We start from the raw sequence: 16,958 nt of genomic DNA, 5'->3' as shown, positions 1-16,958 counted from the left end.
TCTATCGCCCGATCCCATCACGATGACCGAACCGCGGCAACTCGACGCTTCCTTCGACCACGGCCTTGTCTGGTTTCGCCGCGATCTACGCACCGGCGACAACGCTGCGCTTTACTACGCGCTCAAGCATTGCCGGCACGTCTGGTGCGTCTTCGTCTTCGATACGACGATCCTGCAACCGCTGATCGATCGCGCACGCGAACGGAATCCGAAGCAGATGCCGCGGGACCGGCGCGTCGATTTCATCGTTGCAAGCGTCGCTGAACTGGACCGGTCGCTGCGCGACGGACATGGCGGGCTGATCGTTTCGCACGGCGATCCGCGCGACGCGATCCCCAAGCTCGCGGAACGTCTGAAGATCGACGCCGTATTCACGAATCACGATTACGAACCGTCGGCGATCGAGCGCGATGAAACCGTCGCTGACCGCCTGCGCGACGCGCAGCGCGAGCTGATCACGTTCAAGGATCAGGCGATTTTCGAGCGAGACGAGGTGCTGAACGGCCAGAACAAGCCGCTTACGGTTTTCACGCCGTATCGCAATGCGTGGCTCAGGAAGCTGACGCCGTTCGACCTCAAGCCATACCCGGTCGAACGTTACGCGAAGAGCCTCGCGAAGCCGCCGGCGGAGCTCGACCACGGTATACCGTCGCTGAGCCAGTTGGGCTTCGAACGCAGCAATCTCGCCGATCTGAAGTTGCCGCCGGGCATGAGCGGCGCACAACAGCTACTGGGAGACTTTCTGACGCGTATCGATAGCTACGCGGACCGCCGCAATTTCCCGGCCGCCGCGGGCCCCAGCTATCTGTCCGTGCATCAGCGCTTCGGCACCGTATCGATTCGCACGCTCGTACGGCTCGCCAACGACCGGTCGCTGCAGCCGGACGGTGGCGGCGCCGCCGCATGGCTGACCGAGCTGATCTGGCGTGACTTCTATTTCATGATTCTTACGCATCACCCGCAAGTTGCAGACGGTGCGCCGTTCAAGCCCGAGTTCGACAGCGTGCGCTGGGAGCGCGGCCATCAAGCCTACGCCGCGTTCACGGCCTGGTGCGAAGCGCGCACCGGCTATCCGCTTGTCGACGCCGCCATGCTGCAAATCAATACGACCGGCTATATGCATAACCGTCTGCGCATGGTGACCGCGAGCTTTCTCGTGAAGGATCTGGGTCTCGACTGGCATCTCGGCGAACAGTACTTCGCCGAGATGCTGAACGACTTCGACCTGTCGGCGAACAACGGCAACTGGCAATGGGCGGCGTCGACGGGATGCGACGCGCAACCGTGGTTTCGCATCTTCAATCCCGTCACGCAGTCGGAGCAGTTCGATCCGCAGGGGCGCTTTATCAAGCGCTATTTGCCGCAACTTGAGAAAGTGCCGCCGAAATGGATACACGCGCCATGGCTGGCGGGCGCGGAACAGTTGGCGGAATGGGGCGTGGTACTCGGGGAGAATTATCCGCCGCCGATAGTCGACCATGCGCAAGCGCGGCAGTTGACGCTCGAGCGCTTTGGGCGTGTGCGGCCTCGAAAGCGCTGAAGTTACGCTGCGCTGGCGCTGAAGTCGCGCCGAAGCCGCGCAGAAATCGGCCAGCCGTTCGGCCGACCGGCGCACGCCCGCGGTCAACCAATGCTTATTGCTGGCTCATCCACGCCGGTTGACGGCGTTGCGCTTCGCGATCGAGCTTGCGCATACGGAATTCGAGGTCGTACAAATCGGTTGCTTCCGACAGGTACGCGTCCTGGCGTTCTTTCGCGACTTCGTCAGCGGATTTCGTGAGGAACAGGAAAAGGCGGCTCAGCAGGTACATGGTTCAACCCCTTGTAAGAGTCAATCCAAGGGATAACCCTTAGTTGTTGCTCTGCATTATAGGGAAAACCCGAACCCAACACCAGCTTTTCTTTAAGGAGAGGTGTAAAAGCCGCCACGGTCGGCGCGCTGCTGCTTTGCGGCGCCTTCTTGCGCCGCGCTGCGCCGCTGATATCGGAAGAATTCCCATATCAGACTGCTCGCATCGGGCCCCTTCGACGAATGGAACGGCACAGCATCGTCGCCGCCGCTCCAGGCGTGGCCGAGACCCTGAACGCGGCACAGGCGCACGACGCGCCGCCCGCCGCGAACGAAGTCGCGCGTCACGACGGTCGCTTTACGATCCTCTTTTGTTTCGCCCGCCTTGCGGACACCGCTCGCGTCGATGAGGCCGTTGAGCCGCAGAAACTGCGTGGCCAGCTGATCGGCATTGACCGGCGCGACCACGGGGTCGCCTTCGCCTTGCATGATGATCGCGGGCATGCCCGGATACGCATCGACGTCAGCGGCACGATCGACGAGCCCAACCGGATCCTGGCGCGCGCCACGGCGCATCACGTCCATTGCCGTGATACCCGAATGTGCTTCGCCGAATGCCGGGCCCGAATGCAGCGCGACGGCCGCGAACCGCTCGGGATAGCGCATCGCGAGCAGCGATGCGAGGCCGGCGCCGGCCGACAGGCCCGCGACATACACGCGTTCCGGGTCGAGGCCATGTTCGGCAACCAGCGCATCGACGAGCGATACGACGGCTAGCGCCTCCGCGCCGCCGGCGTTGTCCGAATCGTCATACCAATGCCAGCAGCGATGCGCGTGGGCGTGCTTCGATTGTTCGGGATAGACGACCGCGAAGCCGAAGCGATCCGCGAGCAGGTTCATCCGCGTGCCTTCAGCGAATTCGTCGATGGTCTGCTTGCAGCCGTGCAACATCACGACGAGCGGCGCGCCGCGCTGCGGTTTGCCGGCCGGCAGATAGAGGCCGTACTGCAGATGATTCACGAGCCGGCCGGGCGCTGCCGGCGCCGAGTGGAACGAGCGCGTCCACGTGCCGCCCGCCCACGCCGCCGCACGCGGCCGCACGCGCGATTCGCGTTTGCCCGCGTGCTGCGCATCGCGCGCCGCCGTCTTGCGTACCTTGACCGGAGGCCGCGTCGCAGCGGGCCGCGCGGGTCGCCTGGACGTCCGCTTCAACGTCGCATGCGCATGTTCTTTCTGGATGGCGATCAACCGTTTCAGGCCGCCGAGCCATATTTTTGTCAGACTTTTTGCCATGCATACCTCGCAAAAAGGATCGGTGTCTGCCTGCAGATGAGGGCTCTTGTGCATTGCACAATAACATCAATCCAGCTGCGATGCTGTCGACGTAAAAGGCGCCCGACCCGTTAACAGCCTTGAATGCAAATCAGGTAATCCGCGGGTACGCGCGCAACGGATTTCGTCAGCGCGTCGCACCGATATATCGTGGAATTCGGCGTTTATTTACTTATAGAATACGCGCGCGGTGCTGCGGCGCTACCGGAGCACTTCCCTGATCGGCCGCCGCGGCCGCCGCGGCCGCCGCGCGGCGCAAGCCTGCTCATTCAATGCCTGTTGCTTTTTTACGATGCCCGACCTGCCACTCCATTTCTGGTATGTGACGAGTAGCTGCGGCGGCGCCAGCGTGACGCTGCCGCTGACCGTCGCGATCGCGCTCTGGCTCGCGGTCGGCTATTCGTCGCGGCTCGCGCTTGGCTGGCTCGCGCTGATTGCCGGCGCCGCATCGGTCGTGCTCGTGACGAAGCTCGCGTTCCTCGGTTGGGGCATCGGCGTGCGCGACTGGGATTTCACGGGCGTGAGCGGCCACGCGATGATGTCGACGGCGATTTATCCGGTCGCGTTTTTCCTGATCCTGTTGCCGACGCGACCGCCCATCCGCGTGGCCGGCATCGGCGCAGGGTTCTGCGTCGGCATTGTGATCAGCTTCTCGCGCGTCGTTGTCGAAGCGCATTCGCCGTCGGAGGCTGTCGTAGGCTGCATGATGGGCGCGCTAATCGCGCTGCTCTTTTTACGCCTCGCGCGGCACACGACGCAAAGCCACAACCCACTGTCGATATTGCCGGTGATGATGAGCCTCGTCGTACTCGTCGCCGCGTTCCACCATATCCATATCCCGACACATCGCTGGGTCGAGCATGTCGCGATGAAGATGTCGGGTCATACGCGGCCGTTCGTCCGCGCGCGCTGGAAGGCCGCGCACGGCCGCAGTCATATGGTCGGCGCGCCGCTATCGCGCGCGCACGATTCATTGGCTGCGCCGCAGGCGCAGTCGGCCTGAGCCGGCTGACCGATGTCGTTGTTGCGCGGGTCTATTCCGTCACCCCAAGAATCACACTGGAAGCTTTAAACGCCGCCACCACGGGCTGCCCTTCAGCGAGCGCAAGCTTGTCGACGCTTTCATTCGTGATGACCGCGGTCACCACCGTCGTCGCGTCGAGGGACACCGAGACCTCCGCATTGACCGCGCCGCGCGCCACCGCGGCCACGGTGCCGCGCAACTGGTTGCGCGCGGACAGCCGCACGGGCGTCGCGCCGTCATCGGCCAGCAGGATCACCCACGACGCCTTGACGAGCGCAAACGCGGCGACACCTTCCTCGAGCCCGAGCGTTTCGGTGCTTTCGTGCGTCAACACGGAAACGATGGTCTGCCCGCCCGGCAGCGCAAGCGACACCTCGTCGTTGACCGTGCCTCGATGGATCGACGCGATCTTGCCGAACAGCTGATTGCGCGCGCTCGTCTTAATGCCGATACGGCCGATCAACGCCCAGTTGCCGGCGAAGCCTTCGATCGCCGCGCCCGCGCGTTCGAGAAACTTGCGATGCTGGCTCTCGACCGCGCGAAACGTATCGATCAGACTCGATGCGCGCGGCGTCAACGTCGTGCCGCCGCCGCCCTTGCCGCCCGTCGACCGTATGACGAGCGGTTCGCCCGCGAGGTTGTTCATCGTGTCGATCGCATCCCATGCGGCCTTGTAGCTCATGCCAACTGCCTTCGCCGCACCGGTGATCGAACCGGTTTCGCGAATCGCGGCGAGCAGCGCGATGCGCGACGCGCCGCCGAGCGTCTGTTCGCCCGCTTTGAACCACACTGAACCGGCAAGCTCGAGCGGCCCGCCCCGTTCCGGCTCGTCTTCGTCTACGCGATCTGTCATGGTTGTATGTGCAACGAATTGCGTTGTGCGAGTGCCGGCGCATTATAGCGACGGCACCTGAAATTCAGCTTCCTGCACCGCCGCTTGCGACCTTCGGCTTGCCGAGGTCCGCGAGCAGGCGCTCGCCCTCCCTCGCCGTATGACGTTTGAGCGCTTCGCACCAGCCTCGCGCGAAACCGAGCTGATACGGTGGCACCTCGAGTTCCTCGAGAAAATGCAGCGCGACGACCGCGTCGTTGCCGTCGCCAAGCACGCTTTGCATGCGCGACAAGGTCTTCGCCGCGTCGCGGCGCGTCTTGTGCGAAACGATCGGCTCGAAGAACTCGAGCGTATAGCGCAGCCGTTTCGCCTGAATGCGCACCTTGTGGCGCGTCGCCGCGTCGAGCGCGGTCAGCTTCGTTTCGCGCGTCACGTGCTTGTAGTGTCTCGCGATGCGCTTTTGCACGTAGCTGCGCAACGAGCGGCCACGCTGCTTTGCGGGCGTACCGCGCAGCGACAGATCGCTGATCCATTCGAGCCATGCAAGCGTGAGCTGCGCATAAGCGGGGGAGCGCATCGCCTCCTGGACGCGCGCACGCGCGTCCATGCGCCACCGCTCGGCTGCTTCGCGCGTCGCATTCCAGGCGGCCGCATCGACATCGGCCTTCGCGAGCTCGGGCAGCGTCGAATCGGTAAAGACATCCCAGTCGCGCGCCTGGCCGAGCAGATCGCTCAGCCATTTGAAGCGCGGCTCGACGCGCGTGGTCCACATGTCGTCGATCCACGCGGGAAATATCTTCGTTGCGGTTTTGAGCCTGCGCTGCGCGACGCGCATCTGGTGAATGAACTCGACGTCCGGTGCATCGCGCACGGCCGCTTCATTGCCGAACCATTGGTCTGCGATATTGCGTTCGATCGCCAGCAACGCACGATGCGGCGTGCGCGCGCCAGCGAGATCGATCGCCTTGGCCCGCGCCGGCGCTTCGTTGCGCGATACGTCGACGCGGCAGACGCGGTCGAACGCGTCGGCGAGCACCGGGAATGCCGGCAACCGGGCAGCAAGTTCGTTCGCGACCGAGAAGAGCGCGGCCAACGCGGCGTCGGGCGTTCGCGCAGCGTGCACGGCGGGAGAAGCCGCTGCGGGTGCCGCCACGAATGCCGCGGCATGCGCGGCGTCGGCGGGATCGACGGAAGGTGAGGCTTTGGTGACAGCTTCGGCGTCATGCGATGCATCGGCATCGGCCGCTTGTGCCTCTCGTGCCGCTTCGTCGTCTTCATCGTCCTCGTCGCCGGGCCACCGTGTCGTAACGCGCAGTTCGCGCAACGCGAGCGCGGGATCGAGCTGAGCGCGGATACAGTGCACGACGTCGAACGCGACGTCGACGGTGACGCCCTGCGCCGTCTCGCGGCGCCATTCGATACGCCGCTCGCAGCCGAGCGTCGCGACGGTCGCCAGTTCGCCCGCACGGCCAAGCGCACGCGCGAGCTCGTGAGGCGCATCGTTCAATGCATCGTCGAGCGAAGCATCGCGTTCGAGCGCGATATCGCAGACGACCTCGCAAATCGCGACGCCCGGCGCATGCCATTCCCGATGCGTGGCAACGGCTCGCCTGCCGTCTGCCGTCGCTTCGGTCACGAGGCGCCAGCCGGCGCCGGCCAGGACGCCGTCGCTGTCGAAGCCATACAGCGTGCGGGGCGCCACGTTATCGGCGGGCGTGTTATCGGCCGCATCGGCATCGACACCGACAGAAACACGCTCGAAACCGGGCAGTGCATCGACCGCTTCGGTCAGCGCGGCATCGATTCGCCCGAGCGATTTCCCGTGCTGTTCGAGCCACGCGATGACGGTAGGCTCCGGCAGATTCAGCACAATTTCCAGCACACGAACCATGATCACCCCAAACGTGGCGAATGGTGAAGGCGCCTGCAAATAACGCGAAAGGCAACGCAAGAAACGATGCAGAACGACGCAAAAGACGCGAAGGGAATGCAGCGCACAGTCACCCTCAGTGCATGAACGATGGTACACGCGCGGCAGCGCGCCCGTCACGCCGCGCCGCAGGCTTGCGTTCTGACAAACAGCTTGACGTGGCCATAGAATGAATCCGGCCTCGCGCGCGCGCATTTGACCTGAGTCAAATGGACCGCGCAGGTCCTATCCCATTTCAGAGGAGACGACAGCCATGCATATCGATCTTTCCGGCAAGACCGCGGCAATCAGCGGGTCGACCGCTGGCATCGGCCTCGCGATCGCAACCGGCATCGCGGCGTCCGGCGCCGACACTGTCATCAACGGTCGCAATCAGCGTGCCGTGGATGAAGCCGTCGCAACGATCCGTGCACGCGCGCCCGGCGCAAACGTGCGCGGCATCGCCGCGGACCTCGGCACGCGCGCGGGCTGCGATGCATTCCTGAAGGACGTCCCGACCGCGGACATCGTGATCAACAATCTCGGCATGTATGGCCCGAGCGATATCTTCGCGACGAGCGACGACGAGTGGGAGCGCTACTTCCAGATCAACGTGATGTCCGGCGTACGGCTCACGCGCGCATACCTGAAGGGCATGATGGAGCGGCACTGGGGACGCGTCGTGTTCGTTTCTTCCGAGTCGGGATTGAACATTCCGTCCGACATGCTCGCGTACGGCTTCACGAAGACGGCGCAACTGTCGATCGCGCGCGGCATCGCGAAGTTCGCCGCGGGAAGCGGCGTGACCGTCAACTCGGTGCTACCCGGTCCGACGATGACCGACGGCGTGCGCGACATGCTTAAAGACACAGCGCAGAAAGAGCACAAGTCGATCGAACAGGCAGCGGACGAGTTCGTCGTTTCGAGCCGCGGCACGTCGATCATTCGCCGCATCACGATGCCCGAGGAAGTAGCGAACATGGTCGTGTACATCTGTTCGCCGCAGGCATCCGCGACGACCGGCGCGGCATTGCGCGTCGATGGCGGCATCGTCGACACGATTGCCTGACGCGGTCGGCCGCATACAAAACGGACACGGCGCGAAGCACGCATGAGGTCGCGCGACGCAGGCCGCCGCTGCCCCGTCTCACTGTGCGAGCGCTTTGCCGAACGCCGCCCTCCGGCCGCACTTCGACGAAATTGACGAACACGCCCGCGGGCCTCCTTGACGGCGCGCGCAAGGCCATCGCCGGTCGGCCGAACGGCACCGTCTGCCGTCGCGCGCATATCAGCCTTGCATAACTCCAAAAATAGACTAAGATGAAAGTCGAGTTCATTTGAGGACTCATCTCAGGATTCGGGGCTATGTCTTCAGCCGCTCATATTTCAGGCGCCGCGCGACCTTCGCGCCGCAACCAGACTGAACCGACGCTCGCCGGCATGTCGGCGGCGGGCTTGCGCGCGTTCTTCAATATCGCCCGCGACTGGGATTTGAGCACCGACGAGCAGATCGTGCTGCTGGGCTCGCCGGGCCGCTCGACGTTCTTCAAATGGAAGGCCGAGCCGCAAACCGCGCGGCTTGGGCGCGACACGCTCGAACGGCTGTCGCTTCTGCTCGGCATCTACAAGTCGCTGCAAATCCTGCTGCCGCAGCCGGCCGCCGCGGACGCCTGGATCAAGCGTCCGAACAGCGCGCCGCCGTTCGGCGGCCGCCGCGCGCTCGACCGGCTGCTGGCCGGCAACATCAGCGATCTGGTCGCCGTGCGCCAGTATCTCGACGCAATGCGAGGCGGCTGGGCGTGACGCTATTGCAATGGCAGGAACGCTGGCCCACGTCGCCGCTCGCGTGGCTGCCCGCCTGGCGCGTCGTGCCGACGCGTTTTCCCGCGGTGAACCTGTTCGACCGTGTCGCATCGCCCGAAGACTTCGACGCGCTGTACGCGCTCGAAGCGATGACCAACGACCGTCTGCGCACCGAAGTCGGCGAGCTGGACCTCGTGCCGCGCGACGAGCGCCGCTTCGGTCCGGGCTGGGGGCCGATCATGGCGGCGTTCACGCATCTGAACCCGCTCGGCAGCCGTTTCTCCGACGGCACGTACGGCGTGTTCTACTGCGCGGCATCGCGCGCCACCGCAATCGCGGAAACGCGCTATCACTCGGCGCTCTTTCTGGCGGCAACCGGGCAGCCGCCGCTGCGTCAGCAGATGCGGCTGTACTCGGTACTGGCAGAAGGCGATGTCGTCGATTTGCGCGGCGATGCGAATGATGCGCGCCGTGCGGCCGGTACGAAGGGCGCGAAACGGGCAACGGCAACGGCAGCGGCCATGGGAACGCGCACGGCCGATGTGCAAAACGCGTCGAATACGGGCACGCTATTCGATGCGCCCGCCGTGCTATCGCCCACCGACTATACGGCCGGCCAGGCGCTCGGCCGCGCGGCGCGTTCCGCGGGCGCGCCCGGCATCGTCTATCCATCGGTGCGCGACGCGAGCGGCGAATGTCTCGCCGCCTTCCGCACCACGCTGCTGCGCGATTGCCATCACGCGGCGTACCTCGAATACAACTGGAACGGCCACGAGATCGACGTGGTGTTCGAACTGAATCAGGTGGGATAAGCGCGGTCGCGCAAGCAACACGCGCTCGCCAAACCGGCGTGCGCCGTGCGAGAACGTACATCGTTCAAGGCAACGCGAACGCCGCCGCCCCTTCCGCGCGCGCGATCTCCACGCTGACCGACCAGCGCTGCAAGGTGGTGGCTTCGACAATCGAGAGCTTGCCGCCCTGCCCGAACGCGCCCGTGTCGATAAACAGCTGCGCACCACATTGGACCACTTCGCGCACTGGCGTGTGTCCGCAGAAGGTGGGGGACAAACCGCGCACGCGCGCGGGATCGTAGTTGCCCAGTGCAAGATCGCGTCCCCATAAAATCCGCTGACGCGTTGCATTGGAAAAGTCGCCGCGATCGAGTTCGGCATCGCTGCCGAAAAACTCGGCATGCAAAATATTGAAGCGTTCGCTGCCGCTGCCGACCACGCGCACGAGCGGCAGCAGCCGCAGCCGCTGCGCGTAGTCGCGCAGCCTTTCGTCGGACAAGGATTCGCCCCACCGTCCGCCGATGTCGTACCACCACTTGCGCCGTAAGCGCCCTTCAGCGACTCCGCACAACGTGTCTTCATGATTGCCGAGCACGGCGTAGAACCACGGCTTGTCGAGCAGGGCGAGCGCTGCTTCGGACTGCATCCCGCGATCGACGAGATCGCCGACCGAAAAAAGACGATCGCGCGCGGGGTCGAACACGACCTCGCGCAGCAGATAGCGCAGCGCGTCGACGCAACCATGCAGGTCGCCGATAACGAAGTCGCGACCGACCCGATTCACAGGGTGATGTTGAACGGTAGTGACCAGAGTAGGCTCCATCTCTCGATGATAGTGCGATGAGCATCGCCTGTATGAGCGCTGTCGATCGTTCGAGGCTCTTTGACACTACAACGCAGCGGCGAGTTGCACGTTGACGCGCACCTTCGTCGCGACTGCGCCCGCGAATCGTGCCCGCGTTTCCTTAACGACTTCTTAAGGCGGACACTGTGATCGACCGCGCGCTTGACCGCCCGACTGGCTGCGCAATCGGGCGACCTGCGTCGCCGTGATCGACGCGTGAGGATTCCCGAATTGCTTCGTCACGTAATCGCCAAGTTCGGCAATCTGATCGTCAGTCAACTGATCGCCAAATGACGGCATCAAGATATCCGCGTTTTGTGTCTTGCGGCTGACGCCATGCAGAATCACCAACACGAGATTCGTGGGATCGGCGGCACCGGTCACACTGTTATGCATCAGCGACGGACAAGCGCCTCGCGCATTCGCGCCGATGCCCGTGCCGGTCCATCGATGGCAGTTCGCGCAGTTCGCGATGTATAGCCGCGCGCCATTGACATGATTGACACCGTTGACGTCTTTCACGCCGCCGCGCACGGGAGGCAGCGCGCGCAGATACACAGCGATCGAGCGCAGATCTTCTGCGCTCAGATACTGCGTGCTGTCCTCGACGACCCGCGCCATCGGTCCCGCTGCATACGCGCGCCCTTGCGCGACGCCGGTCGCGAGGTAAGCAACGACTTCAGCGGCGCTCCAGTTGCCGATGCCACCGAGCTTGTCCGGCGTGATGTTGAACGCATGCCAGCCGGCCTGCGCGGCATCCGAGAAACGGTCGCCCGACTTCGGGCCTTGCATGAAGTTGCGCGGCGTATGGCACTCGCCGCAATGTGCGAGACCGTCGACGAGATAGGCGCCGCGATTCCATTCGGCGCTCTGTTTCGGATCGAGCACAAAGCGTCCCTCGTCGAAGTTGAACAGATTCCAGAACAGCATGAGCCAGCGTCGATTGAACGGAAAGGTCAACGTGTCGGCCGGCGGCGTGAAGCGAACCGGCGCGACCGTATTCAGATACGCGCGGATCGCCAGCACGTCGCGGTCCGCCACCTTCGTGTACGACGGATTCGGAAACGCCGGATAGAATCGCCCTCGCCGGCCGGCCGCGCGCGGGACGTCGGATTAGTCATCGTCGGAGCCTCCGCGTCGGTATCGGTGCGAGCAAGTTCAGATTTCACGCTTGAGCATGCTGGCGAGCTTTAATGCCAACGCGGCCACCGTCAGCGTGCAGTTGACGGAACCGGCGCTCGGCATCACGGCGCTGCCCGCGACACACAGATTCGGATGATCGTGCGTGCGGCAATCCACATCGACAACGGAGTCGGCAGCGTGGCTGCCCATGATCGTCGTGCCCATGATGTGATGGTCCGGTGCAAAGGTATCGTCGAATGCGACCTCGGTGCCGCCGAAAAGCGCGGCGATGCGCGCGTACTGTTCGTGCGTGTGCGCGGCGCACTATCGCTACCGCACGAGTCGAATCGGTTCAATGCGCGCGCACGATGGGCCGTCTGCCCCAATTCGCCCAAGCGTGGTCTTCCGTGCCGGTCCAAGCGGTCTTTGTGCTGTCGTAGCGCCGCGATCCGGGCAAGACGGCTGCGCCTGAAAGCCTCCCGCAAGCGGAGTGCGTAAAACTGTGCCGGGAAATATAACGTCCACGCGGCCGTTCGACAATGAGCCCACGCGCATTGCAGTTCACCGTGGTTCGCAACAACCCGCGCGGCAATCCGCACGATAACCCGCCCGTCTGAGCGAAGCCTATGATCAATATCTATCCACAAGTCCTCCGCAACCGGCCGCGCATGGTGATTGGCGCGGTGGCCGGCGCGCTGATTGCGCTGCTGCTATTGCCGTCGGCAGTCCGGCCGACGGCGCGCGCGTTGATCGGCTGGGACGCGGCCGTCTGGATCTACCTCGCGCTGATCTGGTCTCATATGGCCCGCGCCGATCATGACGACGTGCGCGAACTCGCCGTGCGCGAAGACGAAAACGCCGGCATGGTGCTGTTCATCGTATGCATCGCGACGGTCGCAAGCATCGCGGCGATCGTGCTCGAACTCGCCACCGCGAAGGGCAGCGGCGGCCAGAACGTGGCGCCCGGCTTGTCGCATTACGTGCTCACGGCGCTCACGTTGATCGGCGCGTGGTTCCTGATACCGACCATCTTCACGCTGCACTACGCGCGTCTTTACTTCAGCGGGACGACGAAGGAAACCGCATTGCTGTTTCCCGATCACAAGCTCGATCCGAACTATTGGGACTTTCTGTATTACTCGTTCACGATCGCGGTCGCGTCGCAAACCTCCGACGTCGTGCTGAGATCGCGGCCGATCCGCCGCGCGACGCTAGCGCAGTCGGTTCTCTCGTTCTATTTCAACGTCGCGGTGCTCGGTCTGTGCATCAATATGGCGGCGGGGCTGCTCGGCTCATGATCGCCTGATCCCGCACGGCCCCGCTCGCGGGTCGCGGTTCGCTCTGCGGGCGCGCCACGCCGCATCGGACAGCCGGCATGTAAGGTCAGCCGCCCGTTTCTCCGATTTACACGCGGAGCGCGCCCGCATGGCTGTCCTCGCGCAGCGGCGCCTGTCTGCGCCGCTGCGCGGCTTGCCCCGCCCCACCGCGCCTGTGCTCGCTGCGGCGCGCGGCGTCACGCCGCGCCGCACAACACGCGCCTGATTGGCATAACGCTTGCTCCGCAGTGGCCTGCCTTTGTCATACGGTTTCGAAGGATCGGAACGCCTCGCACCGGATGCACGGTGAACCGCCCTGGCCCGCGGAAATGCCGCACCGTGCTCCGCTGCAAGCGGCGTTGCGAATCGGTGAGGCGGCCTTGCGCTCGATGCACTAAATTGTGACGAGTGGCCGGAACGGTCGACGGGGCGAACCCGGGGCGAAACCCGGACGAGACCGTGTGACATGAGGAACAGGTAGCGGGACAAGACACTACACGCCATGCCAGGCGCAGGCGCCGTCGCACGAGCACCGCGCGGCATCCGGCTCTGACAGCCCGGCTCTGACAGCCCAATAAGCGGCCGTGATCGCACAATCGGTGCATCCACGCCGCGGCAGGACGAATCTGGAAACGATCGATGCAAGCTCCCCATGCGTATGCGCCGCGGATCTACTTTATTCATTCCCTGCTCGCCGGCCCGCTCGATGCGTGGCCCGCTCAGTTCGAGCACGCGGCCTCGCTCGGCTTCGACCATGTCCTGATCGGCGCGCTGTTCAAACCAGGCGCGGCCGGGCACACGCAGATCGTCAGCGACCATGCGCAGTTGCACCCCGTGTTCGGCTCGGGCGAAAACACGGCCGACGCACTTTCACGCCTTGCGCAGTCCGCGCGGCAGTACGGCCTCACACTGCTCGTCGACCTCGTGATCGACCGCGTCGCGGCCGACGGCGTGCTCTTCAACGCGCATCGCGACTGGTTCCATCCATTCGAGCCCGAAGAGGCGCGCCTCGATCCGCGTCACGCGCGGCACGAAGACAACGTCGCCTACGCGGATTTTCACGGCGAAGCCGCCGACTCTCTGACCGGCTGGTGGACCGAGGTACTGCGCACGCTCGCGCAGGCCGGCGTCGGCGGCTTTCGCTTCGATTCGCCGCATCGCGTGCCGAACGCCGTGTGGCGGCGGCTGCGCGCGGCTGTGCACGAGCAGCATCCGTCGGTGCGCTTTCTCGCCGCGACGCCCGGGCTCGCGCGCGCCGACGTGCTGGCTCTGCAGGGCGCGGGCTTCGACAGCGTGTTCTCGTCGTCGCGCTGGTGGGATTTCCGCGCGCCGTGGATGGTCGACGAACATACGGCGCTGCAAAGCGTCGGCGCACCGATCGCGTTTCCGGAAGCGCCGTATGGCACGCGCCTCGTTGACGATGTCGCCGACACGCACGATGCGACGATCGTCGAACGCACGTACCGGCGCGGACTGGCCGCGGCGACCGCAATCGGCACCGGCTGGATGATGCCGATGGGCTTCGAGTACGGTATCGCCGAACCGATGTCGTATCTGCATGGCGACGCGCACGCATTCGCCGAGCAATGCCGCGCGCGGCGCTTCGACCTGAGCGGAGCCGTCAGGCGCGCCAACGCTTTGCAGCGCGACACGTGGACTTTGCAAACCACCGGCGAACTGCGCATGCTGAGCGCGCCGAATGCGCCGCTCGCCGTGCTGTTGCGCGGCGACACACCGGATCTGCGCGACGCTAAAGAAGCGGTGCTGGCCGTATTCAATCCTGAACTGAGCGTGCCGGTGCGCGCCGATCCTGCGCGTTTCCTCGACGGCGTGCCGGGCAGCTTCACGCGCTTCGTGCCGCTCACGGTGACAGGCGACAGCGGCAACGCGCGCCCCGCGAAGGCCTCTGTGCCGCTCAAACCGTTCGCCATTGCGCCGGCCGGCTTCACGCTGCTTGGCGTGGTGCCGGACAAGCCGATTCTGCTCGCACCGCCGATCGACAAGCGCACGAGCAAGACCTCCGCGCGCAAGACGGTACTCGATGCGATTGCCGCGCCGCGCGTCGCGATCGAAAGCGTATCGCCGTCGGTCGACTATGGGCGCTTTCCGGCCAAGCGCGTAGTCGGCGAACGCGTGCCGATCACAGCCGCGATCTTCGCCGAAGGACACGACAAGATCGCGGCCGCGGTGATCTGGCGCGCCGCGGACGAAACCGCGTGGCACGAAGTGCCGATGACGCCCGTGAAGCCGGCCGGCAACGACCTGTGGGAGGCGCATATCCCGCTCGAACGCGTCGGCCGCCACGAGTTCACGGTGATCGCGTGGCGCGACGACTTCGCGTCGCTCGTCGACCACATGCAGAAAAAGCTCAACGCGAACCAGACCGTCGAACTCGAGATCGAGGAAGCCAGGCATCTGTTCGCGCTGGCGCTCGCCGAGAGCGAAACGGCCAACGAAACCGAAGGCAAAAACGCCGGCAAAATCGACAAAAGCGCCGACAAAGGCACCGACAAAACCCCCGACAAAGGCGCGGACGAAAGCAGCGCGGACCCGAAACCGCTCAAGAAGATCGTCACGGCATTCGCGAAAGCCGATACGTCGGAACGGCTGCGCATCGTGCTCGCGCCATCGACCGCGCAGGCTGTCGCTGCCACGCGCCACCGGCCAGGGCTATCGCGCGACGGCGCGGTCTACAGGATCGACGCCGAGCGTGCCGCCGCGCGCTTCGCGAGCTGGTACGAGATCTTCCCGCGTTCGATGAGCGACGACGAGCATCGCCACGGCACCTTCGACGACGTGATCGGCAAGCTGCCGCGCATTCGCGACATGGGCTTCGACGTGCTGTATTTCCCGCCGATTCATCCGATCGGCATGGCGAACCGCAAAGGCCGCAACAACACGCTGACCCCGGGCCCCGACGATGTGGGCAGCCCGTATGCGATCGGCTCAGAAGCGGGGGGCCACACGGCCGTGCATCCCGAACTCGGCACGCTCGACGATTTCCGCCGCATGCTCGCGGCCGCGCATGAGCACGGCCTCGAAATCGCGCTCGACTTCGCCATCCAGTGCTCGCCCGATCATCCATGGTTGAAAGAACATCCGACATGGTTCGCATGGCGGCCCGACGGTACGCTGCGTTACGCGGAGAATCCGCCGAAGAAGTACCAGGATATCGTGAATCCGGACTTCTACGCGCGCGACGCCAAACCCGATCTGTGGATTGCGCTGCGCGACGTGATCCTGTTCTGGATCGACGCGGGCGTGCGCCTGTTCCGCGTCGACAATCCGCACACGAAGCCGCTGCCGTTCTGGGAATGGATGATCGCCGACGTACGCGGGCGGCATCCCGACGTGATCTTTCTCTCGGAAGCGTTCACGCGGCCGCGCGTGATGGCGCGTCTCGCGAAGGTCGGCTTTTCGCAGTCGTACACGTATTTCACGTGGCGCGAGTCGAAGCGCGACTTCACCGAGTATCTGACCGAGCTTACGCAGACGAACCTGCGCGAATACTTCCGCCCGAACTTCTTCGTGAACACGCCGGACATCAACCCGCGCCATCTGCAATGGTCCGGGCGCGCGGGCTTCGTGATCCGCGCGGCGCTCGCGGCCACGCTATCAGGGTTGTGGGGCGTCTATAGCGGCTTCGAGCTCTGCGAGGCCGCGGCATTGCCGAATAGCGAGGAATATCTCGATTCGGAGAAGTACCAGTTGCGCGCGTGGGACTGGAACCGGCCCGGCAATATCGTCGGCGAGATCAGCGCGTTGAATCGCATCCGCCGGGCGAATCCGGCCTTGCATTCGCATCTCGGCCTCACGTTCCTGCCCGCGCACAACGACCATGTGCTGTTCTTCGAAAAGGCGACCGAGGCGCGCGACAACGTGATCGTCGTCGCGATCAATCTCGATCCGTTCAATGAACAGGGCGCCGATATCGAACTCTCATGGGCCACGTTCAACCGCTGGCAGCTGCACGACCACGCTGCCGTCGACGTGGTCGATCAGATGAGCGGCGAGCGCTTCCAGTGGCACGGCCGCTGGCAGCACGTGCGGCTCGACCCGAACACCCGGCCGTTTGCGATCTGGCGCATCGAACCCGCGGGCGGCCTGCCGCGCGAAGCGATACCGGAAGCGGAAAACGCGGCCGATCAGACCATCACCGGCAGCGGCTTCGCCGACCCATTCTCCGAATGAAGGTG

General features: G+C 64.8%; 12 protein-coding genes and 2 pseudogenes. 7 read left to right on the top strand and 7 right to left on the bottom strand.

Annotated features, from left to right (window positions below):
* Positions 1-22: 22 nt before the first annotated feature.
* The gene (locus QYH69_RS26235) at positions 23-1,540 is read left to right on the top strand and encodes a deoxyribodipyrimidine photo-lyase (protein WP_308834650.1); all 1,518 of its coding nucleotides are present in this window, start codon (positions 23-25) and stop codon (positions 1,538-1,540) included.
* Between the two features lie 94 nt (positions 1,541-1,634).
* On the opposite strand, the gene QYH69_RS26230 is transcribed toward QYH69_RS26235, so the two are convergent.
* Together QYH69_RS26230 and QYH69_RS26225 are read right to left on the bottom strand one after the other, a co-directional pair.
* Positions 1,635-1,811 (bottom strand): DUF3563 family protein, encoded by a 177-nt coding sequence (locus tag QYH69_RS26230; RefSeq protein WP_308834649.1) that lies wholly within the window; start codon positions 1,809-1,811, stop codon positions 1,635-1,637.
* Positions 1,812-1,903: 92 nt separating this feature from the next.
* Positions 1,904-3,082, bottom strand: a complete 1,179-nt coding sequence (locus QYH69_RS26225) for a PHB depolymerase family esterase (protein ID WP_308834648.1) — start codon at positions 3,080-3,082, stop codon at positions 1,904-1,906.
* Positions 3,083-3,413: 331 nt separating this feature from the next.
* On the opposite strand from QYH69_RS26225, the gene QYH69_RS26220 reads away from it, so the two are divergent.
* Positions 3,414-4,124: a phosphatase PAP2 family protein gene (locus QYH69_RS26220; RefSeq protein ID WP_308834647.1), complete on the top strand. Its 711-nt coding sequence runs from the start codon at positions 3,414-3,416 to the stop codon at positions 4,122-4,124.
* Positions 4,125-4,155: 31 nt separating this feature from the next.
* On the opposite strand, the gene QYH69_RS26215 is transcribed toward QYH69_RS26220, so the two are convergent.
* Both QYH69_RS26215 and QYH69_RS26210 read right to left on the bottom strand, forming a co-directional pair.
* Positions 4,156-4,998 (bottom strand): TOBE domain-containing protein, encoded by an 843-nt coding sequence (locus QYH69_RS26215; RefSeq protein WP_308834646.1) that lies wholly within the window; start codon positions 4,996-4,998, stop codon positions 4,156-4,158.
* Positions 4,999-5,062: 64 nt separating this feature from the next.
* The gene (locus QYH69_RS26210) at positions 5,063-6,868 is read right to left on the bottom strand and encodes a CHAD domain-containing protein (RefSeq protein WP_308834645.1); all 1,806 of its coding nucleotides are present in this window, start codon (positions 6,866-6,868) and stop codon (positions 5,063-5,065) included.
* A gap of 292 nt (positions 6,869-7,160) precedes the next feature.
* On the opposite strand from QYH69_RS26210, the gene QYH69_RS26205 reads away from it, so the two are divergent.
* The 3 genes from QYH69_RS26205 to QYH69_RS26195 all read left to right on the top strand — a co-directional run bounded on the left by QYH69_RS26205 (position 7,161) and on the right by QYH69_RS26195 (position 9,501).
* Positions 7,161-7,955: an SDR family oxidoreductase gene (locus tag QYH69_RS26205; protein ID WP_308834644.1), complete on the top strand. Its 795-nt coding sequence runs from the start codon at positions 7,161-7,163 to the stop codon at positions 7,953-7,955.
* A gap of 371 nt (positions 7,956-8,326) precedes the next feature.
* Positions 8,327-8,689: an antitoxin Xre/MbcA/ParS toxin-binding domain-containing protein gene (locus tag QYH69_RS26200; protein WP_374992504.1), complete on the top strand. Its 363-nt coding sequence runs from the start codon at positions 8,327-8,329 to the stop codon at positions 8,687-8,689.
* Positions 8,686-9,501: an RES family NAD+ phosphorylase gene (locus tag QYH69_RS26195; RefSeq protein ID WP_308834643.1), complete on the top strand. Its 816-nt coding sequence runs from the start codon at positions 8,686-8,688 to the stop codon at positions 9,499-9,501. Before QYH69_RS26200 ends, QYH69_RS26195 begins: the two co-directional genes overlap by 4 nt.
* A 64-nt stretch (positions 9,502-9,565) precedes the next feature.
* Here the strand turns inward: QYH69_RS26195 and QYH69_RS26190 are convergent, their stop codons facing one another.
* From QYH69_RS26190 to QYH69_RS26180, 3 genes and pseudogenes are all read right to left on the bottom strand, one after another.
* The gene (locus QYH69_RS26190; protein ID WP_308834642.1) at positions 9,566-10,303 is read right to left on the bottom strand and encodes a metallophosphoesterase; all 738 of its coding nucleotides are present in this window, start codon (positions 10,301-10,303) and stop codon (positions 9,566-9,568) included.
* 153 nt (positions 10,304-10,456) lie between these two features.
* Positions 10,457-11,404, bottom strand: a pseudogene (locus QYH69_RS26185) (c-type cytochrome); the annotation flags it as partial.
* 78 nt (positions 11,405-11,482) lie between these two features.
* Positions 11,483-11,767, bottom strand: a pseudogene (locus tag QYH69_RS26180) (GMC oxidoreductase); the annotation flags it as partial.
* Positions 11,768-12,072: 305 nt separating this feature from the next.
* Here QYH69_RS26180 and QYH69_RS26175 point away from each other — a divergent pair.
* Positions 12,073-12,744 (top strand): DUF1345 domain-containing protein, encoded by a 672-nt coding sequence (locus QYH69_RS26175; protein WP_308834640.1) that lies wholly within the window; start codon positions 12,073-12,075, stop codon positions 12,742-12,744.
* 657 nt (positions 12,745-13,401) lie between these two features.
* Positions 13,402-16,953 carry a maltotransferase domain-containing protein gene (locus QYH69_RS26170; RefSeq protein WP_308834639.1) on the top strand — a complete coding sequence of 1,184 codons (3,552 nt, stop codon included), beginning with the start codon at positions 13,402-13,404 and terminating at the stop codon, positions 16,951-16,953.
* Positions 16,954-16,958: the final 5 nt, after the last annotated feature.

It is taken from the genome of Paraburkholderia sp. SARCC-3016, assembly GCF_031119615.1.
In the GTDB taxonomy this organism is placed as follows: Bacteria; Pseudomonadota; Gammaproteobacteria; order Burkholderiales; family Burkholderiaceae; genus Paraburkholderia.
This window is presented reverse-complemented; position numbering and strand designations above follow the sequence as displayed.

Bases quoted from the DNA above. Each gene is read 5' to 3' on its own strand.
- QYH69_RS26235 (WP_308834650.1), top strand. From the start codon at position 23: ATGACCGAACCGCGGCAACTCGACGCTTCCTTCGACCACGGCCTTGTC.
- QYH69_RS26230 (WP_308834649.1), bottom strand. From the start codon at position 1,811: ATGTACCTGCTGAGCCGCCTTTTCCTGTTCCTCACGAAATCCGCTGAC.
- QYH69_RS26225 (WP_308834648.1), bottom strand. From the start codon at position 3,082: ATGGCAAAAAGTCTGACAAAAATATGGCTCGGCGGCCTGAAACGGTTG.
- QYH69_RS26220 (WP_308834647.1), top strand. From the start codon at position 3,414: ATGCCCGACCTGCCACTCCATTTCTGGTATGTGACGAGTAGCTGCGGC.
- QYH69_RS26215 (WP_308834646.1), bottom strand. From the start codon at position 4,998: ATGACAGATCGCGTAGACGAAGACGAGCCGGAACGGGGCGGGCCGCTC.
- QYH69_RS26210 (WP_308834645.1), bottom strand. From the start codon at position 6,868: ATGGTTCGTGTGCTGGAAATTGTGCTGAATCTGCCGGAGCCTACCGTC.
- QYH69_RS26205 (WP_308834644.1), top strand. From the start codon at position 7,161: ATGCATATCGATCTTTCCGGCAAGACCGCGGCAATCAGCGGGTCGACC.
- QYH69_RS26200 (WP_374992504.1), top strand. From the start codon at position 8,327: ATGTCGGCGGCGGGCTTGCGCGCGTTCTTCAATATCGCCCGCGACTGG.
- QYH69_RS26190 (WP_308834642.1), bottom strand. From the start codon at position 10,303: ATGGAGCCTACTCTGGTCACTACCGTTCAACATCACCCTGTGAATCGG.
- QYH69_RS26175 (WP_308834640.1), top strand. From the start codon at position 12,073: ATGATCAATATCTATCCACAAGTCCTCCGCAACCGGCCGCGCATGGTG.
- QYH69_RS26170 (WP_308834639.1), top strand. From the start codon at position 13,402: ATGCAAGCTCCCCATGCGTATGCGCCGCGGATCTACTTTATTCATTCC.